Source organism: Sediminimonas sp., assembly GCF_024637375.1.
In the GTDB taxonomy this organism is placed as follows: Bacteria; Pseudomonadota; Alphaproteobacteria; order Rhodobacterales; family Rhodobacteraceae; genus Sediminimonas.
Genome location: NZ_JAGXFK010000051.1, coordinates 49,377 through 70,557 on the forward strand (window position 1 = coordinate 49,377; position 21,181 = coordinate 70,557).

General features: G+C 62.7%; 26 protein-coding genes. All 26 read right to left on the reverse strand.

The window, feature by feature from the left end; genetic code table 11:
- Positions 1–97 precede the first annotated feature (97 nt).
- The 26 genes from Q0L89_RS08090 to Q0L89_RS08215 all read right to left on the reverse strand — a co-directional run bounded on the left by Q0L89_RS08090 (position 98) and on the right by Q0L89_RS08215 (position 21,121).
- Complete coding sequence (locus Q0L89_RS08090; protein WP_296763692.1) at positions 98–364, reverse strand: hypothetical protein; 267 nt, start codon at positions 362–364, stop codon at positions 98–100.
- Positions 365–681: 317 nt separating this feature from the next.
- On the reverse strand, positions 682–2,373 hold the full coding sequence (locus Q0L89_RS08095) for a hypothetical protein (protein ID WP_296763693.1): 1,692 nt from the start codon (positions 2,371–2,373) through the stop codon (positions 682–684).
- A gap of 35 nt (positions 2,374–2,408) precedes the next feature.
- Entirely contained in the window at positions 2,409–3,218 is an 810-nt protein-coding gene (locus Q0L89_RS08100) for a hypothetical protein (protein WP_296763694.1), read from the reverse strand.
- On the reverse strand, positions 3,218–4,204 hold the full coding sequence (locus Q0L89_RS08105; protein ID WP_296763696.1) for a tail fiber domain-containing protein: 987 nt from the start codon (positions 4,202–4,204) through the stop codon (positions 3,218–3,220). The genes Q0L89_RS08100 and Q0L89_RS08105 overlap by 1 nt, the downstream gene beginning before the upstream one ends.
- 1 nt (position 4,205) lies before the next feature.
- A complete protein-coding gene (locus tag Q0L89_RS08110) occupies positions 4,206–4,640 on the reverse strand; it encodes a hypothetical protein (RefSeq protein WP_296763697.1) in 435 nt (144 codons plus the stop codon).
- Positions 4,637–5,086: a hypothetical protein gene (locus Q0L89_RS08115; RefSeq protein WP_296763699.1), complete on the reverse strand. Its 450-nt coding sequence runs from the start codon at positions 5,084–5,086 to the stop codon at positions 4,637–4,639. The genes Q0L89_RS08110 and Q0L89_RS08115 overlap by 4 nt, the downstream gene beginning before the upstream one ends.
- Complete coding sequence (locus Q0L89_RS08120) at positions 5,083–5,328, reverse strand: hypothetical protein (RefSeq protein WP_296763700.1); 246 nt, start codon at positions 5,326–5,328, stop codon at positions 5,083–5,085. The genes Q0L89_RS08115 and Q0L89_RS08120 overlap by 4 nt, the downstream gene beginning before the upstream one ends.
- 175 nt (positions 5,329–5,503) lie before the next feature.
- Entirely contained in the window at positions 5,504–6,826 is a 1,323-nt protein-coding gene (locus tag Q0L89_RS08125) for a hypothetical protein (RefSeq protein ID WP_296763702.1), read from the reverse strand.
- 6 nt (positions 6,827–6,832) lie between these two features.
- The gene (locus Q0L89_RS08130; protein ID WP_296763703.1) at positions 6,833–8,608 is read right to left on the reverse strand and encodes a DUF4214 domain-containing protein; all 1,776 of its coding nucleotides are present in this window, start codon (positions 8,606–8,608) and stop codon (positions 6,833–6,835) included.
- Between the two features lie 10 nt (positions 8,609–8,618).
- Complete coding sequence (locus tag Q0L89_RS08135; protein WP_296763705.1) at positions 8,619–9,272, reverse strand: hypothetical protein; 654 nt, start codon at positions 9,270–9,272, stop codon at positions 8,619–8,621.
- Between the two features lie 26 nt (positions 9,273–9,298).
- Complete coding sequence (locus Q0L89_RS08140) at positions 9,299–10,012, reverse strand: DUF6682 family protein (protein ID WP_296763706.1); 714 nt, start codon at positions 10,010–10,012, stop codon at positions 9,299–9,301.
- 24 nt (positions 10,013–10,036) lie between these two features.
- Positions 10,037–10,489 carry a hypothetical protein gene (locus Q0L89_RS08145; protein ID WP_296763708.1) on the reverse strand — a complete coding sequence of 151 codons (453 nt, stop codon included), beginning with the start codon at positions 10,487–10,489 and terminating at the stop codon, positions 10,037–10,039.
- 84 nt (positions 10,490–10,573) lie between these two features.
- Entirely contained in the window at positions 10,574–11,014 is a 441-nt protein-coding gene (locus tag Q0L89_RS08150) for a hypothetical protein (RefSeq protein ID WP_296763709.1), read from the reverse strand.
- Positions 11,015–11,094: 80 nt separating this feature from the next.
- Positions 11,095–12,198: a N4-gp56 family major capsid protein gene (locus tag Q0L89_RS08155; RefSeq protein ID WP_296763711.1), complete on the reverse strand. Its 1,104-nt coding sequence runs from the start codon at positions 12,196–12,198 to the stop codon at positions 11,095–11,097.
- A gap of 81 nt (positions 12,199–12,279) precedes the next feature.
- Positions 12,280–12,498 carry a carbon storage regulator gene (locus Q0L89_RS08160; protein WP_296763712.1) on the reverse strand — a complete coding sequence of 73 codons (219 nt, stop codon included), beginning with the start codon at positions 12,496–12,498 and terminating at the stop codon, positions 12,280–12,282.
- Between the two features lie 20 nt (positions 12,499–12,518).
- Complete coding sequence (locus Q0L89_RS08165; protein ID WP_296763714.1) at positions 12,519–13,544, reverse strand: hypothetical protein; 1,026 nt, start codon at positions 13,542–13,544, stop codon at positions 12,519–12,521.
- A 60-nt stretch (positions 13,545–13,604) separates the two neighbouring features.
- A complete protein-coding gene (locus tag Q0L89_RS08170; protein WP_296763715.1) occupies positions 13,605–13,856 on the reverse strand; it encodes a Gp49 family protein in 252 nt (83 codons plus the stop codon).
- Positions 13,857–13,896: 40 nt separating this feature from the next.
- Positions 13,897–14,424 (reverse strand): RyR domain-containing protein, encoded by a 528-nt coding sequence (locus Q0L89_RS08175; protein WP_296763717.1) that lies wholly within the window; start codon positions 14,422–14,424, stop codon positions 13,897–13,899.
- A gap of 3 nt (positions 14,425–14,427) precedes the next feature.
- Positions 14,428–16,770, reverse strand: coding sequence for a hypothetical protein (locus tag Q0L89_RS08180; protein ID WP_296763719.1), 2,343 nt, complete (start codon positions 16,768–16,770; stop codon positions 14,428–14,430).
- Positions 16,763–17,203, reverse strand: a complete 441-nt coding sequence (locus Q0L89_RS08185; protein ID WP_296763720.1) for a hypothetical protein — start codon at positions 17,201–17,203, stop codon at positions 16,763–16,765. The genes Q0L89_RS08180 and Q0L89_RS08185 overlap by 8 nt, the downstream gene beginning before the upstream one ends.
- On the reverse strand, positions 17,200–18,828 hold the full coding sequence (locus Q0L89_RS08190) for a hypothetical protein (protein ID WP_296763722.1): 1,629 nt from the start codon (positions 18,826–18,828) through the stop codon (positions 17,200–17,202). The genes Q0L89_RS08185 and Q0L89_RS08190 overlap by 4 nt, the downstream gene beginning before the upstream one ends.
- A 14-nt stretch (positions 18,829–18,842) precedes the next feature.
- Positions 18,843–19,307, reverse strand: a complete 465-nt coding sequence (locus tag Q0L89_RS08195; RefSeq protein ID WP_296763723.1) for a hypothetical protein — start codon at positions 19,305–19,307, stop codon at positions 18,843–18,845.
- Positions 19,304–19,636 carry a hypothetical protein gene (locus tag Q0L89_RS08200; protein ID WP_296763725.1) on the reverse strand — a complete coding sequence of 111 codons (333 nt, stop codon included), beginning with the start codon at positions 19,634–19,636 and terminating at the stop codon, positions 19,304–19,306. Before Q0L89_RS08200 ends, Q0L89_RS08195 begins: the two co-directional genes overlap by 4 nt.
- Positions 19,620–20,555 carry a terminase small subunit gene (locus Q0L89_RS08205; protein WP_296763726.1) on the reverse strand — a complete coding sequence of 312 codons (936 nt, stop codon included), beginning with the start codon at positions 20,553–20,555 and terminating at the stop codon, positions 19,620–19,622. Before Q0L89_RS08205 ends, Q0L89_RS08200 begins: the two co-directional genes overlap by 17 nt.
- A 49-nt stretch (positions 20,556–20,604) precedes the next feature.
- Entirely contained in the window at positions 20,605–20,859 is a 255-nt protein-coding gene (locus tag Q0L89_RS08210; protein ID WP_296763728.1) for a hypothetical protein, read from the reverse strand.
- Between the two features lie 55 nt (positions 20,860–20,914).
- Entirely contained in the window at positions 20,915–21,121 is a 207-nt protein-coding gene (locus tag Q0L89_RS08215) for a hypothetical protein (protein WP_296763729.1), read from the reverse strand.
- Between the last annotated feature and the right edge of the window lie 60 nt (positions 21,122–21,181).

A 21,181-nucleotide genomic window follows, 5' to 3' on the forward strand; every position in this document is an offset into this window, starting at 1 on the left:
ATACCTCATCGGGACAGGGTAGCGAAGGTGGCCGCACGTCATGCGCGGTATCACAGGGGTATGCTAGCAGAAGGTCGGGTCGGATGGAAGCGGCGCGTTAGCGGGCGCGCTTGCCGGAAGCCTCGCGCTTTGCTGCCATTTCATCACGCATCTTGTTGCGCCGATCACGTTCGCGGCCAATCTGGCTATTGATCCAGAGGCCAACGCAAAGCGTGCCGATGACCGCGACGATGACACCCACCGCGATGCTGTCGGTCGCGATTAGGACCATGAAGCCGAAAAGGCTGCCGATGGACAGACCAGACGCCAGCATGGCGATCCAACCGTAAATCTGGGCGCGGTCATGATAATCAGGGAAGCGCATGCTCACAATATAAGCATGCGCCCCGCTGTTGTGAAGCCCTGTGCTAGCGCATTGGCGTCACGGTCGGTTTTATCTCAACACATCGTGTCAATGGCAATGATAGGGCTTGGAGCCCGCGTGGCACCCTGCGGAGTTGGTCCCGCCCGAATGCGCCAGGGCGCCAGAGGCTGCCGTTGCTGCGACAAGTGCAGCCATAGCTAAGGCTCTAATCATAGAATCATTCCTTTTTTGTTGCGGTGAGTCGACGCTAGCAGTCGACGCAAAGTTGCGCAACTTTTCCGCGATTTTCCTGTTTGTTTCGCCGCCCCCGCCCTGCCTCACTCGGTATAGTTCGGGGGCGGCTCCTGCCGAGGTGGTGCGTAGCCCTGCGCCGCCAACCCCATCGCCCGGGCCACGTTGTCGCGTGCCTCCTGCGTGATCTGCGCATTGGACGGCATTCCCTCAGCGGTGACAAGGCTCTGATCCGTGTACTGCTTCCGCAACCGGGCCGCCTCGGCGATGATCTTCTTGGCGATATCCTCTTGCTGCCCTGACGCCTTCTTGGCTTGCTCGGCCTCAAGCTTCTGCGCCGCCTGCATTTGCTCCCAAAGCATTTCGAAGACGTTTTCGGGCGCCAGAGCGTAGAGCCCCTCCTGTATCAGATCGCCCTGGTCCTCATAGTCGCGCGTGAAGGTTTCCCCGGTTTCGCGATTGCGGAATGTCAGGCGGGCGCCGGTAATCTCCCCGTTCTCGCCGCGCTGGAATCCGCTTTGCTCGCGCACCACGTCGAACCCGTCGTCGAAAGCGTTGTAGGTGTCAGACAGGTGATCCATGAGGCCATCTTCATCGCCGATCGTGGCGGCATGCACGGCCTTGCTCCAACTTTCCAACTGACCCTTGGTCTCGCGTGCCTGCGACCATTCTTCGAACGCCTGCGCTTTCTCGATATCGCCGCGCTGGAGGTACAGGTCCACGATCTTCGGCACGGCCTTCTTGGCGTAGAAGTCCATGAAACTGTCCGTCGCGCGCTTCTGCTGCGCCGGGGTGAACTTCGGCGCTCCGCTGCGCTCCTTGCCCTTGGCTCTGTTCGGGTCCGGCGCACTGGCGGCGGCGGCCTGAACGGACGGCGGATCTTGCGGCGACACCGGCGGGCGCTGGCTCTCGCCGGGCGTGGATGCTTGCGGCGCGTCCGGTGCTGCGCGCCCCCGCGGCGAAGGATCATTGCGCCCGGCGACACCGCGCGCCAGAACCCCGCGCTCCGGCGGCGTGCTGGGCATATCGGGCCGTGACGGGGCTGCCGGCTGGGCGGGTTGTTGCGGTGTTTGGCTTCCCTGCGGGTTATCCGCGGCGAGAAACCTGCTGCGCCCCTGTGGCACCATGGCCGCCCAAAGATCGCTCGGCTTCATGTTGGCGCTTTGCGCCGCCTCCTGGACGCTCGGGTTTTGCGCGAAGCTGGCGGGCATCGGTGCGCTTGCGGGATCGGACGTGCCGCCGCCTGCCGCCTGGGGCGCGTCGTTCATGATAGTGCGGGGCGCGGGGCGCGCTGGCGCCTGCGGTGTGGTCCGGTCAACCTGCGGTCGCTGCGGCATTGCCATATTCTGCGGCTGGGGCATCTGCTGCGGTGCCATTTGCTGGCCGACACCCGGTGGCGTGGGGTTGATGCTGCGCGGGCGTCGTGCGGGCGCCTCCTGCTGCGGCGCCTGCGGCTGCGGCGTGTTGATGTCGCCGCTCAGAACGTCCGAATTCGGGTCGGGCTGGGTGATGATGCTGCGCCCGGGGTTGGGCGCGCCCTGCGTCTCGTATTCCTCGCGAGCGCCGTCGTAGGCATCGGTCATACGTTGGCGCTCGGCCTCGGCGCGCTGCCGGGCGCGTTGCTGGGCGGCGCGCTTGCGCTCGCGTTCGCTCTTGGTCCACTCGCGGTCCTCGCGCGCCCAATCGAACCGCTCCGCTTCGCGCGCGAGCTGCTCGTCCTCGATCTTCTGCCGGCGTTTCTGGTTCTTGATCCCGGTGCCGAGTTGATAGCCCGACATTGCGCCTTCGATGAATGATCCCAAGCCTGCCATGGTTACGAATCCTCTTTGCGATAGAACATGCGCACGAGCCTCTGTGCGGGCGACTCGTCGCCGAATATGCTGCGCGCCACGCGCTCGGCCGCCGGGGTGTTGTCACCCTTCGGCTTGGGCGTCCCCGACCCGCGCGATGGCGCCCCGGCGTGCGTCTTTGCATAGTCGAGCAGCGACGTCTTGTTGGAGTCAGCGGGGTTGTACTTTCCGCCAGATGTCAAAAGCTTGCGCATTCCGTTCTTGCCGCCCAGATGAGCCATGGCGCGCATGCCGTTGCGGGTCATACGGACGCCGCCGACTTCCTGACCGAGATACTTGTCCAGCCCGTTGCTTTCGATGAAGCCGTCGATATCCCGCACATGCCAGTCCTGAACGCGCTCTTGCAGTTTGCGGCTTTCTTCCTTGGGAAGGCTCACGAAATCATTCGTCGTGACCTTGCTGCCGGTGGCGCGGTTGAAGTCGTCGAGACGTTCCTGTCCGAACTGATATTTCCCGGTGTAGCCCTCGTCGTTCACAACGTCATATCGCCCACCGCTTTCCGTGCGCGACAGGCTGGCGTCGAATTCTGAGGCATAGTCACCGCGCCCGCTTCCGTGTCGCTGGCCTTCGCTGACCACGCTGCGACCCGCCGCCGTGTTTTCGGGGATGAATGATGGCGTGCCGCCGGATGCGCCGCCGCCGCTGTTGGTGGCGCCATCCCCGCTGCCATTCAGCCGATCCAGCGCATCGGTGATCGACCGCTGGCGCCTCATGCCGCGGCCTGTGCTGATACCGCCGGCCAGCCCTTGAAGGAACGAACCCGCGCCCGCCATCAGGCCGCCACCCCTGCTATGCTACGCGACTTCGGCTTGCGGCGCGTCTTGCCGTTGCCGATCTTGTCGACCTTCTGCGACAACTCCTGGACCGCGCCCATGGTCACGCCAAGCGCATCGACGACGTTGATGCTGCGCCCATCGCCCTTGCCGGTCGCTGCCTTGAAGTCCTCGGCATAGGCGCCGACATGGCTGCCGCCGTCGCCCTCGCCCGGCTTGTAGTCCCATTCCTCGACGGGCATTTTCTCGACCGCCTTGAGAAGGCTGCGCTCGACCGGTTTCTTGTTCGTCTTGGCGTCCTTCGAGGACGTAAGCGCAAGCCCGGCCAGGCTACCCAGGCCACCCCACAGGCTCGACGACTGCGACATCTGCGCGTTGTATTGCTGCATCTGCTGTTGATACTGCGTGTTGAGCAGGCTGCCCTTCTGGCGCTGCCCCTGCATGGCGCCCTGAAAGCCTGCACCGCTGGCCGCGTTCGACAGCCCCATCGAGGTGCCGGGGTTGACCGCCATGCCCGACCCCATGTTGATGGCGTTCGCCTTCATGGTGTCGGACTTGTTCTCGGCCATGGCGCGGGATTTGAGCCGCGTGTCATTCGCGGCCCCGGCGGTGGCGGCGGCCTCTGCCAGTTCACTGCTGCGCGTGGCAGAGCCAAAGCGCCCGGATCGCGGGTCAACGCCCATGGACGCCAGCCTGCGCTCCTGCTGGCCCTGTGCTGCGTTAAACTGGTGCGCGGCCGTTGCCTTGGCGCGGCGCGCATCGCCGGCGACCTTTCCGTAATCTGGCCCGCCTTGCGAGTCAGCGATGTACTCATCCTGCAAGGGCTGGAAGACGGAACGATACCGGGACCGATCCTCTGCGGCCCAATCGTTCGTGATTGCCGCCTGATCCTTCATGAAGGCGAGGTAGTCTTCCCCGATCGCGGCAGACTTCAATGCAGCTTCGCCGATGCGCTTGTCGGGCTTCGGGGGGCTTGGCTTACCCATGTCAGTTCTCCTTGATCCACGCGCACCGGTCGCGATGCATGGTGAACAGAATGCCGTCTTCGTTGTCGTCCATGACGCCGCGAAGGCGCGCCTCGATCTCGAAGCCCAGCTTGATGTTCATGGCCTGGCACGCGATGTTGTCGGCGCCGACGATGGCGTGGGCCTGTGGCACCTTGCGTACCAGAAAAACGTATCCGAACAGGCCGCCAAGAATGTTGCGTGTCGCCCAGCCGCGCGAGCCGTCCGAGGCAAAGTGCAGATCGCAGGTCGTGGAATAGGTCTGGACCATGATCATCACGGCCCGGATCTTGCCTGTGTCGCTGTCAATCACGCCGATCGCTTCCGCCGATTCCGGCCACGCCGCATGCAGATCGCAGCGCGGCGCCGCCCATGCCTTGAGCGCGTCCTGGTCCTCGAATGTCAGCGCCAGCGTCACCCTCGGCCTCCATACGATTTGATTACACGGTGGGACAGCCTTGCCGGCCCGACTTCGAAATTTCCTATGTGCCACGTCCAGACCGACGACCAGACGTATCCGGTTGGATCGGAAAGGCAGTCACCGGCCCAATCCGTGATGCGCCACCGGCCGACCTTCTGAGCCCGTGAGTAACGAAAGGGCCCACCCCTATCAGCGCACGGATGGCCGTTGTTGTGGGTCTGTGTGATCGGTCTGACCGTTTCGACATAGGACAGGCGGGGGCGTGGAAGGCCGAAAACATCACCGGGAAATGTGCGCTGCATCACCACCTCGTCGCCGCGCACCTGGACCGCTACGGGGTTGAATGCGATCCGCGTGACTGGCAGAATTTGCAGCAGCATCCACACAAGTGCGACGATACCGATCCAGCGATATGTCTTGCTGTCCATCGCGCGCTTCATCATTGCGCCATCCATTCTGCAAGACCGCGCCAACCCTCTTCCCCCAGCCACCAGACGACCGCGATGATCGGGGCGACCTTGATGCAAAAACCTCCAAGCCATGCTGTCATCTCCACGCTGCGTGCGACCTTGCGCAGCAGCCGATCGAGACGTTGGTCCTCCGGGTCTTTCGTGTGCACGGCGATTGCTTCCAGGGCGTCGATGCGCCGCACAAGCCTTTCGTAAAGATCCTCATTGCTCGACACAGTTCACACTCCCGCTCCAGAAGGCGAAAGGGTCGATGGGGCGTTTCTTGCAGGTCATTCGGGCACTCGCAGATAGTGGTTGGCCAACCGGTTGTCGTGGTGGTGGCCGCACATCTTGCGCGGTGTCGCGTGGAAGTTAGCACATATGGTGCGCGCGGGGAAGGGCCGCGGCGCCCTACCTGCGCAGTTCGATTACGACCAACTCGATATCATCGACCGTTGGCGATCCATTTGCGTTAGCGTCGTTTGCTATAAGCTGAACAGATTGCCCACCACTAACCGATGTCGTCGTGCTAATGAAATGGCTGCCGTTAGTTTTCCACAGCTCTACACCATCGACTTCACATGATATGTAGACGTTGGACGATCCACCTGGGGTGGACACGTTTTTGATAGTGTAGTTTGCCAATATCAAAAGAGGGTAGCCACCCAGACCGGTAATCCAGACTGTGATCAGCCCACCCATCCCGCTTTCAGGCTCAGTTCCTGACTCTGATTTTGTCGCTGCGTTGGTCGTCAGGATTTGTGACGTCACGCCGCCAGCCTTGAGCGTCAGATTGCCATTTACATCGGTATCGAGCGTGGAATTGTCGATGACAAGCTTATCGACCGTCACCTCTCCTGCCCCGATCTTGTCGGCGGTGATCTCCCCGGCCCCGATCTTGTCGGCCGTAATGGCGCCGGCGGCGATATTATTAGCTTTAACCTCACCAGCACCAATTTTGGCAGCTGTGATGGCGCCTGCACTAAGGTGTTGTGTGTAGACGGTCCCGTCCAAAAGAATGCGATCGGCTGTCATTCTGACGGCGCTGGCGGCGCCATTTATCGGATCATCAGCCGCTACCAGTTCCAGCTCTGCTGTGGCGGAGCCCGCAACAGTTCGAAGCGTATAGGTGGCCGCCTGGTAGCCCTCGATCGTGGCGATCGCGTTTTTGCTTTCGGTGACCTGCGCCTCAGCCGATGACAGGTTTGCAGAAACCGTCGATATGTCTTGAGAAAGCGCGGTGTCCGCGTCTGCACGCGCTATGCTCTCATTTGTAATATCCGCTTCGGCCTGATCGACGCGCGCGGTGACGGCCGTCACATCGGATGCGATGGCTGTGTCGCCATCTGTGCGGGCTATGGTTTCGGCCGTAATGTCCGCTTCGGCCTGATCGACGCGCACGTTGACATTGGCAATCTCACCTTCACGCACGGTTGTTTCGGCGTCCAGGGCGCCATCAAGCCTATCTGCCTCGTTATTGATGAACGTATTGACGCTGTCGATAAGCTGGTTGATATCGCGGATGGTGTCGGTATTGCCGACAGCGCCATCCAGGTCGCGCCCGCTCGCACTCCCGACAAGCTTGTCGGCCAGCTTGGTGCCAATGAGTTTCTGCGCGATCTTCTCGGCCAGGCCGTCGAGTTCCTTCCACAGCACGGCCCGGTCGCCGGGACTGCCCCGCTGGCCGCCGAGGGTCTCGACATCCCTCTGTGTTCTGTCGCGCCGAATAGCCATCCGTGATCAGCTCCAGATTTCAGCGATATCGCCGGCAAGGGTGATGCGCTCTATTCGGGCGGTGCCCTCCACCTCGACCTCCCATCGACGCCCGAGCCCCGGCGGCACACGCATTGGCTCGCTGATCGTCGTGATGCTCGCATGCTCAACGCCATCGCGGTAAATCTTGGCGATAAAGCCGCTTGGGTCTGACAGTTTTTCACCGTCGATCAGGATGGCACCAAAGCTTGTCAGGGTTGGCAGGTGATACTGCGCCGACTTCCACCGCATGGCGCTGTAACCGGCGTCCACGCTGGCGAACTCCCGAATGCTGGTGTCGCCTTTGATGTAGTGCAGGCTCCCGGTGTAGACGTCATCGCGCAGGTGGGTTGCCTCCAGCGTGGAGCGGATCAAAAACGGCGTCTGACCGGTCAGGTCAATAATGGCCGCCTCTCGGCTACCCGCTCCGGCGCGCTGATAGCTGAACACATATTTCCCGGTCACCTGACCTGCGCTGATCGTTTCCGGCGCCAGCGCAGCCCATTGCTCGCGGCTGAACAGCGGCTTGGTAACGATCTGGGCCCCGCTCTGCGAAAGTGTGACCAGGCCATCAGGGGACGGGTATGCGGCGGCATAGCCCATGTCGACTACGCCATCGGCGCTGACGCACGGCATGTTCTGCTCGATGCGCTCCATGACCATGCTTTCCGGCGAATTGCCTTGCGCGATATACGGCGTTCCGGTGGTCAGGATGGCAAGGATCGGGCCGAAGGCAACAAGCGCGACCACGTCGTAGTCCGTGATCAGTTCGTATTTTCCAGGCCACGCATGCGGCCGGTAGGGCTCGCAAAACTGGACGCTTTTGCCCTTGAAACCCGCGATCACACCGCCTTGCAGAGCCGTGAAGCCCTGTAGACCCGTGACCGGCGGATCATAGTATGTTGAGGGCAAGACCTCCTGGGGCTGATCGACCGAGACATCATGCACATAGGCCGTCGTGGCGGAGTTCAGTTCCTTCACGAACTGAAACTCGGTCGACCCGACATTCGACGATTGCGTGCGGTAGACGCGCAACCTGTCGATCCGCGATCCCGTGGGGGGCTGGTCGATGAACGTGATCCTGACCGTGCTGCCTTCCGGCACCTCAAGCGCGGTGCTGGGCGGGCTCGGCAGGCTTTCTTCATCGAAGATCGAAACCCAGGTGTAGACGAACACCTCGTCCTCGATACGAGGCGGCAGGATGTTTTCCGAACTACGCTCAACTTCGTCGATGAACTCCGCTCGTGTCACGTTCGCCGCGTCGAGGTGACCCACCCAGAATGTAAGCCCGGCCGGGTCCGGGTCGCGCCCGAGTATGTCGTTATAGACCGCGGTGACAAACTCCGTGTTGGTCAGCGCGGCATCATATGGCTCCTGCGACGCACCGGCAAAACTGGTATCAGTTTCCAGTGATGTGGTCGGTGGCGCCGACGGCGTCGGGATTGCCAGCGGATACTCGGTCCCGGCCGGCATTACCTTGAGATATGGATCAGCGCCGGCCTTCGAGATATACAGCCGGTCCGCGACGGTTGGCCCGGGCACGACATCAACGCTTGCGGTGAAGGTCAGCCAATCGGTTCCCTTGTGCAGGTAGAAATCGGCCGGCACTGTTGCTGCGGTATGAGCGGTCACATTCTTCCGGATCGGCTCGATTGCCCCGGACGAATGATCGGCATCGACAGACGCCTGTGCATGCCCGTCTGGCAGCAGGGTCTTGTTGACCCTCGGTATCTCGCCTTTGAAGGTGTTGAGGCGCAGTCGCATTGTGTCTCCCTCAGACGTAGTGCCCGCGGGTGCGAACCGGCGCGCGCTGCTGTCCTCGGATGCTGTGCCCGAAGTGGCTGTTGCATGCCGACTCGAACCGCTCGTTGAACATCGTGGCGAGTTGCGGGTTCGTGAAATCCTGACCGGGCATGGTGAGGATGCGCACGAGCGCGCCGGCGGCGATGGTTTCAGCGTGGTTGGTGTAGAGGAAGCGCGGCACCTGGTCGTAATCGTCGGCCGGGTATTCGCCGGACTCCGAGTAGATCGCGTGCCCCTCGACGGGCTTCAGGAACAGGGTCAGGTCCAGTTTCCCGGCTGCGAACGGCAGCAATCGCACGGTGTTGGGGGCTTTCTGGGTGATGTAGCGCGGCGGCGCGCCGGTCTCGTCCATCATGCCCTGCCCGTCAGTGAATTGCAGCGGCGTCAGCGGTTCGCCGTCGAACTCCGCAGTCTCGAACTCATGGATGGCGGCATAGAACGGCGCCACGACGATGCTGTCCTGATCGGTGATCGGCATCGACACGACATGGCGCCAGCACCGGGTGCGCTCACAGAACTCGATCGCGGCACGGCGCAGTTGCGCCATCATGCTGGGCCACGGTGCGCTGGCAGCGTAGACCTGCACCAGGGAGGCGAATTCGGACAGGTTGACCGTTCGCGTCATAATGGGCTCTCCCTTTTCTGGTCAGATCACGAATCCGGCTGCGATTGGGTCGTGTTGACGTTGGCGCCCGCTTCGATCTGCTGGCGCAGGTTGAGCGCGTTCATGAAGTTCTGGTAATGCGCGACGCTTCGCTGCGCGCTGCCAGCCATCTGCATGTCCTTCGAGAAGGCGCGATACAGGATGAAGTCCAAAAGCGGGTCCATGTAGATGGGGCTGATCGGCAGAGCGATGTTGTAGGATGCGATGTCGTTGACGTCGTCGCCGCCTTCCACGGCAATGGTGGTCGGTTCCCTCGAGACTGTGGCCTCGATTTTGCCGGTGCCGTCGTTGCCCGGGTAGACGTAGAAGATCCTCGGGTCCATGATGTCGGACATGATGTGCCGTACCGTGGCGCTGAACGGCACGGCCGTCGTGTCGTGCCAGTTGGGCTGCTGGGCGTCGAGGATTTCACGCGCGATCGGGGTGATTACCGGGCCACCAACGCGCGGCGTGGCCGCGACAAGGCTGGTGATATTGCGGGTGGCCCGCAGGAGTTGCTGGCCTTCGGCCAGTTCCTGGTAGGTGCCCTCCGCCAACTCAAGCACCTTGGTCTCGGAGATTGCCGATGGCTTGTAGAGCGCGACGCTGCGCAAGCCATCGTTGAGCCAGTCCAGGAGTTCAGGCAACAGCCAGCGAGTGGACCCCGCGTCCTGCAAGACGACGCGGGCGCGGGAAAGTACGTCCTTCGCGGTGAGTGCCATGTGATCTACTCCTGACAGTCCGGGTTACTTGCCTTTGGCGGGTTTCGCCTTCGGGGCGGCGGGCACTGGCTCGGGCACTGGCTCGGGCGCGGCGCCGTTTTCGGCGCGTTTCTCGCGGATTTTCGCGATCACGGCCTCATTGGTGGCGCGCGAGTTGGGCTTGCGATCAAACAGATCCTTGAACTCGGCGTCGAGTTGCGCCCGCGTCGCGACTTCCAGCCCGTCAGCGTCGGCTGCGTCCTCGGCGTCCTGCGCCTCCTTCTCGGCGGCCTTGGCCTCGGCTTTCTGCTCGGCGGTCTTCTGCGTGTGAATGCAGAACCCGTCCTTGATCGACAGAAGGCGCGCGCGGTGCGCGGCGTTCTTGACGTCGCAGATATGAGCCTCGGGCTCGTCGGCCTCGGGCTTGAAGTGGTATTCCGTGTCGTCGAGCACGACCTTGGTGCCACCCTCACGGAGAATTTTCGACCGGATGAGCATATCACTGTTCCTCGTTGATGGTCGCAAGATGGGCGTCCGCCGCGCTGCCAGAAATCAGGCGCGCGGCGGACACGGTGAGTGTCGTCAGTAGACGTATTCGATCACCAGCGTGATCTTCTTGCCGGCGCCGGCGACGACGTTTGCCGACAGGACAACGCCAATGCCGCGGTGCTTTTGCTCCGGCGTCAGCGCCAGGCAGGTCTTGACCGAGGCGGCGGCCTCGTTGTCGTTGACGCTCACGTCGTCGAACAGTTCGATCCCGGACGTGCGGGTCTCGTCGTTCTCGCCGGCGTCGCCGGTCATGATGCCGATATCGGCGGTGGTGGCGCCAAGGCTTTCGCCGATGACGGTGGCGCCAAGAACCTGCGCCCCGGCCGGCAGCATCCCGATTTCGAGGATGTCGTCGGCGGCGGTGAAGTCCTTGTTGAAGGCGTAGGTGAAAACGGCCGCAGCCTTGACCCCGGCCTGCTGGGGCACTGGCGGCGTGTGGCGGCGTTTGGCGGTGGCGGATTGAAAGAGTGCCATTTGTGGAACCTCGTTGTTGCGCGTGCTGTTTGCTCAGGCTCGGCGGGGCGACATGTCAGCCGCCCCGCCGGGTGTTAAGATCAGGCCGCCTTGGGCGACTTGGCGTAGGTGTCGAGCGCCATCACCCCGAAGTCGCGGCTGTTGAACCGGGTCTTCTTGTGGCCGACGATGGTGCCGGCGATGACGATGGGCTCGTTATCGCCGTCGACGCGCTTCTCGAACCAGGAGAACTTGGCGCCGCCGGGCACGCCGTAGGCGCACACTGCGGCCTGCCGGCCCATGAACATCGCGCGCGACGCGGGCAGGTCGGTCCCGGCCCCGTAGTCGTTGAACCGGATCGTCGACTTGTGGCTGTGCAGGATCACGTTGTTGACCATGCCCATGCCGCCCTTGAAGATCTTGTTCTTGTTGCCTTCGGCGCCGGATGCGGCTTTCTGGAGTTCCAGCCAGCCGGTGGCGCCGACAGCGGTGCGCAGGTCGTGCTCCTGGAACGGCGACATGACGGTAACGTAGTGTTCCTCGCCGTCGACAGTGACCGGCATCATGTTCGCGGTTTCCGGATCTGTCGCGCGCATCATGCTGGCCTCGGTGGCCGCCTTTTCGATCAGTTCGCGATTCATCTTGTCGCTGGAGGTGATGGTCGCCTTGGACGTGGCGCTGCCACCGTACAGGATGTGGTTGCTGTCCGGGGCTTGAAGGGCGTTGCCGGCATGGCCGGTGTAGCCCTCGGGCTCCAGGAAGTCCTCGTTCATGCCGCGCGCTCCGCCGATATACATGAACATCAGCTGGTCGAGGTATTCGGACCAGTAGTCGCCGAGACGGTCGCGAGCCACCTTGCGCAGATCGTGCGCGGTGCGCTTGCGCGTCATGCGACCGCCGGCCGAGACGCCCTTGCGGGTCTGATCGACGATTACCTCATCGGTATAGAACCGCAGGTTTTCCTCGTTGCCCTCGACACGGTTGTCGCCGGTCGTGGGCTGGCCGCGAAGCTGCACCGACAGGTCGAACGACACGCGGTCGCCCTGATCGGATTCGACGTCCGTTTTCATTTCGATGACATTGTTGGGACCGACGCCGACGAACTTCTTGGAGAAGTAGGATTTCGTCAGAACGTCGACCGCGAGGTTGGCGGACCACTTCTTCTGGGCTTTCGGGTCGCCAAAGGGGATCTGAGTCTGAGCCATGATGTTTCCTCATGATGGTCGGATTGATAACCAGCATAAGCACATCATGCGCTTCACTATCGCTCGGTATACCACATGTGGTCAGGCATGGGAAGCCCCGGACGAGTAGCCCGGCGCCTCCCCTTGTTGTTCTGCATCATCGACCACTGTACCGGCGCGGGCGTGGGTGATTTCGTGGTCATCTGGCGCAGCGATGGCAAGGCGCAGCGCGGCTTCTGTCGCCTGCTTCACGGTCAAAACCGTGCCGTCTCCGATCGTCACACAGTCGCCGGCCTTCAATCTCAGGACTAGCACGGTCATTTCTCCTTCGGTCCTGCCGCTCAGGCCATGGACGAATACTGGTCGCGCTCGTCCGGCGACAGCCGGGCAACCGCGGCCTCGTATTCGTCGGGCGTTGCGTTCTTCTCCATCTGGCGCAATGCAGCGAACTTGTCATCGCTGCCGCCGGTGATCTCGCTCGCAGGAGCCCTGGCCAGCGTTTGCGGCGCATCGCCCAGCCCGTCGTTGGTGGGCGCTTCATCAGCGGCGCGCTGCTGTGGCTTCGGGTCCGGCTTCGGGTCCGGCTTCTTCTGCGCCTGTTCGGCTTTCTTCTTCGGCGCCACCTTCACGTCGGGCACACCCTCGACGCCCAGAGCCTGCGCTTTGACGGCCCACTGTGCGTGGGCGTGGGCAAGCTGTTGCGCATAGGTGAGGTGCGCAAAATCAGGGTCGGCCGTGACTTGGCGAACGTGCTGATCAAAGCGTTGCAGCAGTTCCTGGTTGCCCTTGATGTCGGGGTATTGGTCCAGATAGGCGCCAACTGCCGAATTCCACCGTGCTTCTTCCTTGCGCTGCTGATCCTCGACCATGCGCTTGTTGACGGTGGCCTCGACACGCTCGTCATCCAGCGCCGTCATCTGGCTCTGGAATTCCTCGCGGGTCATTTCGCCGTCGTCGAACTTGTCGAGGATTCCCTTGCGCTTGTCCTCGTAAGCGCCAAGCACATTCTCGACCTGCTCCATGTCGACATCCGGCGCCGGGGGTGCCGCGGCTTCCTGCGGTGCCGGTTTGGGTTCAGGATCGGGTTCGGGCTGGGCGCTCGCTTCCTCGCCCTCCGCCGCGGCCGGCTGGGTATCGTCGCCAGCGGGGGTCGTGTCCTCCCCGTTGGCGCCGGCCGCATCGTCGTCAGGCGTGGTGTCGTCGCCGGTGGCGACCGCATCATCAGCGTCGGTGGTGGCATCGGCGGCGGTGGCGTCGCTCTGCCCCTCGCCGCCAGCATTTGCTGCGCCTGCGGTGTCGCTGCCTTCGTCTTCTGCGAAAGCGGCGCGTTCTTCTTCGGTCAGGAGCTCTTCTTCATAGGCTGCCATTGGTCTGGTCCTCTTGGGTCAGGTGTGGTGGGTGTGGTGGGTGTGGTCAGAGGGTGCGCGTCACCAATTCGTGCAATCACGCTTCATGGCATAGCCTTCGAGCTGCCATATCTTGGCAAAAGCGTCCTTGTAGGCCATCTCGCGACCGATCTTGGCGTCATAGTTGTTCGGGTCGATCACGTTGCTCTCGCCCGTTACCATGGCGCCGCTGTTGAGCGTCATCACGCAGATCGTCAGGGTGCCGTAGGTCAGGTAGTCGTGATGATAGATCAGTGCCTCGATCGCTTCGGGGGTCAATTTCTTACTGGCCATTCATGTTCTCCATGGGTTGCTGGGGTTGAGGTTGACGTGCTCAGTCCCTTGGCGGGTTGTTCAGGCACATGAGGTTGACGATGGTGACGAGCAGGTGGTCCTTGACCTGCTGCGCGATCGGCAGGTTCTCATAAGGAAGCATGCAAGGGTGTTCCTTGCGGGCGGCGTCCTTGACCGGGCCCAGCTTCCAGCCGGCGGCCTTCTTGTCGGCCATCCAGTTCTCGTGGGACTGCGCCGGCGTCATGGCGGGGTTCTTGAGCAACGCGCGAACACCATCCATCGCGCTGTCTTGCTGCCATTCCGGCGCTTTGTCCCACGGCACCTGGCTGTGATCACCGATCGCCTCGCAGTAGGCGCGGTTGATCTCGTGCGCATAGCGGGCGGTTCTGCGCAAAAGCCCCTCGTGCTTGCGCTCGTCCTCGATCTTTCCGATTTCAGCCACGGTGGCGCTCAGCTGGCTGTCGGAAAGCCGGTAGATAGCTTGCTCGAACAGTATATCGCGCAAAGCCGGGGCCTTGTCGGCGATCTGGGCCATTATGGCCGTGTGTGAAGGGGTGGCGTTGTACATGGCCTAGAATCCTTCTGTTGCCATTTCAGCGGGTTGTTGGTTCGGCGCCTGCTCTTGCGGCATGGGCTCGGGCGGCAGTGCTTGCTGCTGCTCGGGCGGCAGTGCTTCGGGCTGGGCGGCCGTGGGCGGCGCGGCGGCGGGCGCCTGGGCGCGGTCCTGATACCCACTCTCGGCAAGAACGGTGTCGGCAACGCCGGCAAGCCCGGGCGCCCCGCGAACGATCGACGCGGCCGCTTCCAGCGCGCGCACCTGCGTATCGACGTTGCTGCCGGCGGTTTCGGCCAGGATGCGGCTGATCTCGGCGGCCAGCTTTTCGGCCTCGATCTGGGCCTTCTGCGCCTTGGCTTGCTTCTCGGCAGCGGTGGCCTCCTTGTCGGCCAGTTCCGCCTCTGCCCCGCGCATCTGCATCTGCTGCTGGATTTCCTGCATCTTCTTGCGCTGCTGGGTCTCCGGGTCCGGGTTTTCCGGGTCGGCGTCCGGATCTTCGGCGCCGGTGATTTGGCGAATGCGCTTCACCAGTTCTTCCTGCATCGGCACATCCATCGTCTCGACCACCAGATCGAGCGTCGCCATAACGATTTCCGGGCTCGTAGCGCCGAACTGCGTCATGAACTCCATGAGTTGCTCGACCTGCGCCTGCCGGTGGCTGGCGTGGAAGTCGTCCTCGCTGATGATGAAATCGGCCTTGGTCTTGACGATATCGTTCTCGGGCGTGCCGTCGTTGACGGTCAGGTATTCCGGGTTGCCGCGCATGTTGGTGACGCGGAACTCCTTCGCATCCGAGACGAACTGCTCGATGAGGCTCAGCTTCTTTTCGCCGTGTATCTGGCGGGCGAAGCGCAGGGCGTCGAAAACGCCGGCCGTAGCCAGTGCGCCCTGATCCTGCCGGGCGATGATGGCCTTGCCGGACGTGGCATTGGTGGTGCGGCCCATACTTTCGTCGGTGATGCCGCTGATCTGCTGGATCATGCTGATAGAGCGCGACATGAGATCGAGGTGACCGGCGGCCAGTTCGCGGTCGGCATCCATGGTCAGTTCGAGGCCGCGCTTCTTGACGATCACGGCGTCGGGACGCGCCGCTTCCTCGCGGAATTCCTCAAGGTCGCTTACCGCGCCCTCGTCCATAATGGTCTTGGACGTCGACAGGATGTGCAGGGCCTTGGAGGCGCGCTTGTTGAGGTCGCTCTGCGGATCGCGCATGTTGCGAATAATGCCGTATGGCATGTTGTCGTTGTCGCGGCGGTAGCACCAGATCGGCGTAAACGGAAAGCGGTTGTGCCGGTATGGGCTCTTTGACAGGTGCACCAGCCCCTGTTCGGTGAAGATCGCCACATGGACGCGCATGCGCACCTTGGTGATGATCTCCGCGTTGCCCATGGCCACGTCTTCCATGTGGCCGCGGCTTTTCTTGTCGAACAACTCGCCGGCGAACTGCCCGCCTTTAAGGTAGTGATCCTCAGTCGGCACGCGAAACCATGCCTCGATCATGCGGATGCGGTTGCGCACGCCGATGTGATTTTCGGGGTCGGACAGGTAGGAGCCCTCATAGGCCATTTCCGTGCTGTCCATGGCCTCGTCGCCGGTGTGGCCCATAGATTGCTGGAGGTCGTAGCCCACGGCCGTTGATGTCTCCAGGACGCCGGTGCGCTTGGGAAACATCTTGGCGGCGATATCCTCGTCCATCCATTTGGTGCGGAAGACGTAGCGCGCATCGGACAGGTCGAGTTCCTGCGCCATGCTGTCCCAGAGCATGTTGCGCCAGCTTTCCCGGCGCTCATAGAGCGGCTCGCCCTCGTCGTCGTCTTGCACGCCCGATTCCAGCCAGCCCACGCCTGTCTTGACCGCGTCCGCAAAAGCCTGGCTGACGTGGAATTCCGCCCGGTTCACGTCGGACATGTACTTCATGATCTTGGTCTTGCTCTCGGCCGCCTGCGCGCCGTCCTTCTTGCGTGGCAGGATGCGGTGATCCGTGCGGCCGCGCTTTTCGGTGCCGAGAAGCCAGTTGATCGCAGTAGCGATGACGTTGAAGACCAGCGCCTGCTGGCCGCGCCCCTCAACTACGGCCTTGTCGGCCGCGTCCCACTGGATGCTGTCGTAGAAATCGGCGTCGCGCGACTGTTCCTCGCGGTTTTCCTGCTGGCGCTGCAACTCGATCCGGTAATAGCCGAGGATCTTGCGCCACAGCCCCGTTGCATACTCGCCATCCAGATCGGACGGCTTGCTCACCACCTGCGTATCTATGGCCGGGGCGTGATCCAACCGATCGACGGGGTCATTGGGCTTCTTGCGCCCCGTGATCCGCATCTGCCCCGCGTAGGCGGGATCATCCTTGTCGTTCTCAAACATCGCTGAGGATCTCCGCTTCCTGGGTTTTGCCGGTGTCGAGGTCGGTCTTGATCACGTCCGCGACGGCGCGCTGCTCGGTCTCCGGCATGGGCGGCATGGTGAGCAAATCGCCCAGATGATCGCGAATGATCGAGGTCAGGCGGATCAGTTCGCGCGGCGCGTAGGGGTTGAAACCCAGCGCCTGGGCAAACATCACGGTCGTTTCCACGCAGTGCTGCGCATCGCCGGTGGTCTCGTCCCACATCCACGCCATATCGAGCGGCACCAGGCAGGGGGTGACGCGATCATGCGTCGGGCGCAGGACGGTCGGCACTAGAGCCATGACGGGGCGGCTGGTGGCCAGAGACCATGTGCCGATCACGGTAACGTCGCCATAGGCGTGCTTGAAGTGGTAGCGGCTCAGGTCGATGACGGGATCATGCTCGGTGCTCATGCGCTCATACCTCCGCGCGGCTGTCTGCTCCGCGCTTTTTTCAGTGCTTCGTAGGGGTTGCGGTAGATGCTCGACGGATCAAAGCCCTGCGCCCATTGGCGGAGGGCGTCGGCGGCCTCTGAATGGCCGTCCAGCTTCTCGGGTTCCTCGGAATAGGCGCCGACGCGGGCGTTCCATTTCTTGTGGTAGAGTTCGAGGTGATCCAGTCCAGCGCGACACCCTTGCTCGTCGAAATAGGCTTCGGAGAACTTCGATCGGGTCAGGTTGATTCCGTGAGACAGATCGGGCACGCGGTCGACGACATACCAATCCCAATCGGGGGCCAGGTCGTGCAGCATGTCGAGCGGTGATGCGATGGTGGTGGCCATCTGCCGCTGGTGCGTCGCGTCGTGGGGCAGGTGCATGCGGCCGAACAGCCAGCCGGTGTCGCGCAGGGTCTTGACGTAGTGCTCATATCCACGCGCCCAATCTTCGATATAGGCGATGAACCGATGCTGAACGCCGACATACTGCATGCACCAGATGCCGGTGCCATCGCCGGCGCCGATATCCCAGAACGTGTGGACCGGCACGTTGGACACATGGCGCACGACGCCGATGCGCCCCTCGACGCGGGCGCGAGACACCTGCGGCGCATAAAAGCTGCCCTCGGTGGATTTCTGCCAGCATTCAGAGGGCGTTGAGGGGTACTCCCGCCACATGCTTTCCTGATCGCCAGATTGCTCATACTCGCGCTTGGCGACATACCAGGCACGCTGCGCCAGGCTGAGGCGCACGCCCATGTCGCGCTCGACGCCATCGAAATACTCGTGATCGGTCGCAGTCATGGGCGGGTGGTCGCGCGGGTCTTGCAGGGCGTATTCCGGCGTCACGAACCACGGGAAGAAATGGAAACGATACTCGGCGACACCCAGAGGCGGGCCGTTGACGTTGGCGGCACGCTTCTCGGCCCGCGTTGCAATCTCGAAAAATTCACCAGCCTTGCCTTCGGCGGTGCTCTCGATGACGGCGATGCCTGTTTGCGGCACGGCGGGCAGCGAGCCGTTGGTTATTTCCTTGGCCTTCTGCGGGTACTTTGCGCCGATCTTGCCCATTTCGGATATGTGCAGACGGTGGATCGTGCCGGATCGCATGGACGTCGCCACGCGAATGCTGCTGTTATTCCAGAAATGGATTTCGCTCTTGTTCTTGGTCTTGATCGGGCACAACGCCTGCACCTCGTCGGGCAGGTTTTCATAGGCGAATTTCACCTTGTCGCGGAAGATCACGCCGGCGTCTTCCAGCGAGTGCGCGATAATGCCGACGCGCTGGTCTGCGGTGAACATGGCGTGATCCAGCCACAGGATCGCGATCAAGGTTGTGAACCCCGCTTGGCGCGCTTTGAGAATCACGTTGCGGTAGTGCAAGCGGCTGATGAATTTGCGCTGCGGCCCGTTGGGGATGAACGGAACGACGGAACCCTCCTGGTGCTCGTCGTCCTTGGTCATGATCTTGTAGAGGCGCCCGGAGAAGATGCGCCAGCGCCACGATTGCAGCGCCGCTTCCCATTCCTCGGCCGTCTCGGGCGCAAATGTCTCGTCGATCTCCGCCGGTGCGGGGATCATCCTATCCGAAGGTCCAGCCATGGTGGCTGCTGCTGTCATACCTCCGCTGTCTGGCCTCCCTCGATCGTGAACACGCCGCGTCCGAGATAGATCGACATGCGCAGCGCGGCGGCGATGGCCTCGGGTGTCAGGTCGATGGCGGCGCAAAAGCCGGTGGCGATGAATAGCCCGCCCCCGTCCATGTCGGCCAGATCGAACCGCATGACGGTGCCACCGGCGTACTCGTTCCACTCGATCAGCCAGTCGCTGGGCGCGTCGCCGTCGAGGATACCGATCGCGCGGCGCTCCAGGTCAGCAATGGACGACTCGCCGTCGTCTTGCGTGATGATCTTTGAAGCTACGATATTGCCGCCGTCGATCAGAGCGGCATCTGTCCAGTCCGCGTCGATTTCAGGCTCGCCTTCATGATCCGGCGCCGCCTTGAGGTGGTCCCAATCGGTCTGGCTTTCCGTTCTGCGCGCCTCGTCGAGCGACATGATCGTGGTGTTGTGTTCGCTCATATCCGCACCTCCGCAGCAGGGACGTCGACGCTGTTGATCGCGGCTTCGGCCAGCTTGCGGGTGCGGAAGAAACCCTTGAAGCGCGGGTTTTCGTCCTCCCACAGGTGCGCATAGCGGCTGGTGTAGTTGTTGTTGATCTTGACCGGCTCGCCTGCGGTCTTGACGTGGGTTTCCCAACGGATGCGCTCGATGATGGCCTTGGACGATCCGCGCTTGTGGCCCGCGGCGACCAGCTGCCCGGCGAACAGGTCGAACAGCCGGTAAACCTCCGGGTGCTGGCGATGGAATTTCAGGAAGTCCCGGTCGATCTGGTTATGGGTCGACGTCATCGTGATCGTCCTCCATCTTGTCTGCTGGGATTGCGCCTACTGTGCGGCCCGGCAGTTCCTCGTCGGGCACGACGGGAACGGTCTGGGCGCCGCTCATGATCCGCGCGGCCAGACGTTGAAGCGGGTTGATCGCGTCATCGTCGTCCTGTTCGCGGAACATGCCGATGTGCTTGGCCAGGTTCTCCAGCGCCTTGCCGCGGTCCTGCATCAGGATTTCGATGCCGTGCTGGGTTTGCTTGACACCATCGTAGAGCAGCCTTGCCTGATCGCTCATGTCGTCAGTGTCAGTGATCTGCATCGTTGGCGCCCCGCCGCGCCCGTCGCACTCGGGGCAGTCAGGGTGCGGCGGCAGGTCGGCCGAGTAGCCATACCCGCCGGCGTCATCAGGCATGAGCGGGTCGATGATCTCGCCGGCGTCGATCTTCTCGGCCATGGCATTGGCTTGCTTGGCGTCGAGTCCGGCCAGAATCTTCGCCTTGGCTGCCTCGAATGCGTCGCGGAACTCGCGCTGCGTGCGCCACTGGAATTCGTGGCCTTCGCCGTAGCAGTAGCGGCAGGGAGGTGTGTGCAGGGCGACGACATCGGCCACGTTCGCCGTGGCGATCTGCCACCAGCGGCGCGCGATATCCTCGTGGGTGATATTCAGCTTTTCGGCGATGCGCTGCTCATCGAGGCGCACGATTTCCTGGATCACAGGGGTGCGCATTGCGCGCGATGCCTCGTGCCGTGCGTATTGCGGCTGGCAGCGATAGCCGGCGCGCCGATAGGCTTCGGCGCCATTGCGGCAGATCAGGTAATGGCGCACCAGCAGTTGCTTTTTCGGTGGCAGATGCTGCATCAGGTCTTCGATGCGCTCGTCGATTGACCGCGGCGCGCCGATATCCCGCTGTTTGTCGTCTACCTTCTTCCGGCCGCTCATACGCGCGCCCCGCGATGCCAATGTGTTCGCGGGGCACTGTAACGTGTTACTACATGTTCAGCAAGCCGGGTCGTTGTGGGGCGCCCTTGATCTCGCGCATGTCTGCCTCGGCCTGCCCCCGATGAGGGCACCAGTCGGGGGTGTCCTCAGCGTTTGGGATATGCCGCGACGGGGTGTGGGCCGTGCACACATTGCCGACAAGGAACGCGCAGCGCAGATCGCTCACAGTGCAGCGGGTGCACAGGGTGCTGATATCGCCTTCATCGCTTTGCCAGATCACAGGGCCAAAGGTTTTAGTGGTCATCGTCGTCTCTCCCTTTATTCGCCGGTTGGCGGTGGTGCCGAAGCCCCGCCAGTGGTCACTCGCGCAGCGCGGCCTGCGCCTGCACCCATTCGACGGCGGCGAGGTCGTTCATCGTGTCAGCGGCGGCGATCTGCTCTATGGCGCCTGCGATGTGCTCCGCGAAGTCCGGGCAAGGCTTTCTGCTGTCGTTGTTGTCGAACTCCGCGTCTTGCGCGGTCTTGAGCAGCGCGTCGCGGACGATGGTGAAGGCTTGGTTGGTCATGCCGTTCTCCTTGGTGTTCCCGTGTGTTTCTTTATCTTGACAGATGTTGCTACATGTTGC

Bases quoted from the DNA above. Each gene is read 5' to 3' on its own strand.
- Q0L89_RS08105 (WP_296763696.1), bottom strand. From the start codon at position 4,204: ATGGGTAAGCCAAGCCCCCCGAAGCCCGACAAGCGCATCGGCGAAGCT.
- Q0L89_RS08210 (WP_296763728.1), bottom strand. From the start codon at position 20,859: ATGACCACTAAAACCTTTGGCCCTGTGATCTGGCAAAGCGATGAAGGC.
- Q0L89_RS08100 (WP_296763694.1), bottom strand. From the start codon at position 3,218: ATGGCGGGCGCGGGTTCGTTCCTTCAAGGGCTGGCCGGCGGTATCAGC.
- Q0L89_RS08205 (WP_296763726.1), bottom strand. From the start codon at position 20,555: ATGAGCGGCCGGAAGAAGGTAGACGACAAACAGCGGGATATCGGCGCG.
- Q0L89_RS08150 (WP_296763709.1), bottom strand. From the start codon at position 11,014: ATGGCACTCTTTCAATCCGCCACCGCCAAACGCCGCCACACGCCGCCA.
- Q0L89_RS08215 (WP_296763729.1), bottom strand. From the start codon at position 21,121: ATGACCAACCAAGCCTTCACCATCGTCCGCGACGCGCTGCTCAAGACC.
- Q0L89_RS08115 (WP_296763699.1), bottom strand. From the start codon at position 5,086: ATGATGAAGCGCGCGATGGACAGCAAGACATATCGCTGGATCGGTATC.
- Q0L89_RS08130 (WP_296763703.1), bottom strand. From the start codon at position 8,608: ATGCGACTGCGCCTCAACACCTTCAAAGGCGAGATACCGAGGGTCAAC.
- Q0L89_RS08145 (WP_296763708.1), bottom strand. From the start codon at position 10,489: ATGCTCATCCGGTCGAAAATTCTCCGTGAGGGTGGCACCAAGGTCGTG.
- Q0L89_RS08200 (WP_296763725.1), bottom strand. From the start codon at position 19,636: ATGACGTCGACCCATAACCAGATCGACCGGGACTTCCTGAAATTCCAT.
- Q0L89_RS08190 (WP_296763722.1), bottom strand. From the start codon at position 18,828: ATGGCTGGACCTTCGGATAGGATGATCCCCGCACCGGCGGAGATCGAC.
- Q0L89_RS08095 (WP_296763693.1), bottom strand. From the start codon at position 2,373: ATGTCGGGCTATCAACTCGGCACCGGGATCAAGAACCAGAAACGCCGG.
- Q0L89_RS08165 (WP_296763714.1), bottom strand. From the start codon at position 13,544: ATGGCAGCCTATGAAGAAGAGCTCCTGACCGAAGAAGAACGCGCCGCT.
- Q0L89_RS08180 (WP_296763719.1), bottom strand. From the start codon at position 16,770: ATGTTTGAGAACGACAAGGATGATCCCGCCTACGCGGGGCAGATGCGG.
- Q0L89_RS08160 (WP_296763712.1), bottom strand. From the start codon at position 12,498: ATGACCGTGCTAGTCCTGAGATTGAAGGCCGGCGACTGTGTGACGATC.
- Q0L89_RS08185 (WP_296763720.1), bottom strand. From the start codon at position 17,203: ATGAGCACCGAGCATGATCCCGTCATCGACCTGAGCCGCTACCACTTC.
- Q0L89_RS08155 (WP_296763711.1), bottom strand. From the start codon at position 12,198: ATGGCTCAGACTCAGATCCCCTTTGGCGACCCGAAAGCCCAGAAGAAG.
- Q0L89_RS08135 (WP_296763705.1), bottom strand. From the start codon at position 9,272: ATGACGCGAACGGTCAACCTGTCCGAATTCGCCTCCCTGGTGCAGGTC.
- Q0L89_RS08175 (WP_296763717.1), bottom strand. From the start codon at position 14,424: ATGTACAACGCCACCCCTTCACACACGGCCATAATGGCCCAGATCGCC.
- Q0L89_RS08140 (WP_296763706.1), bottom strand. From the start codon at position 10,012: ATGGCACTCACCGCGAAGGACGTACTTTCCCGCGCCCGCGTCGTCTTG.
- Q0L89_RS08170 (WP_296763715.1), bottom strand. From the start codon at position 13,856: ATGGCCAGTAAGAAATTGACCCCCGAAGCGATCGAGGCACTGATCTAT.
- Q0L89_RS08125 (WP_296763702.1), bottom strand. From the start codon at position 6,826: ATGGCTATTCGGCGCGACAGAACACAGAGGGATGTCGAGACCCTCGGC.
- Q0L89_RS08090 (WP_296763692.1), bottom strand. From the start codon at position 364: ATGCGCTTCCCTGATTATCATGACCGCGCCCAGATTTACGGTTGGATC.
- Q0L89_RS08195 (WP_296763723.1), bottom strand. From the start codon at position 19,307: ATGAGCGAACACAACACCACGATCATGTCGCTCGACGAGGCGCGCAGA.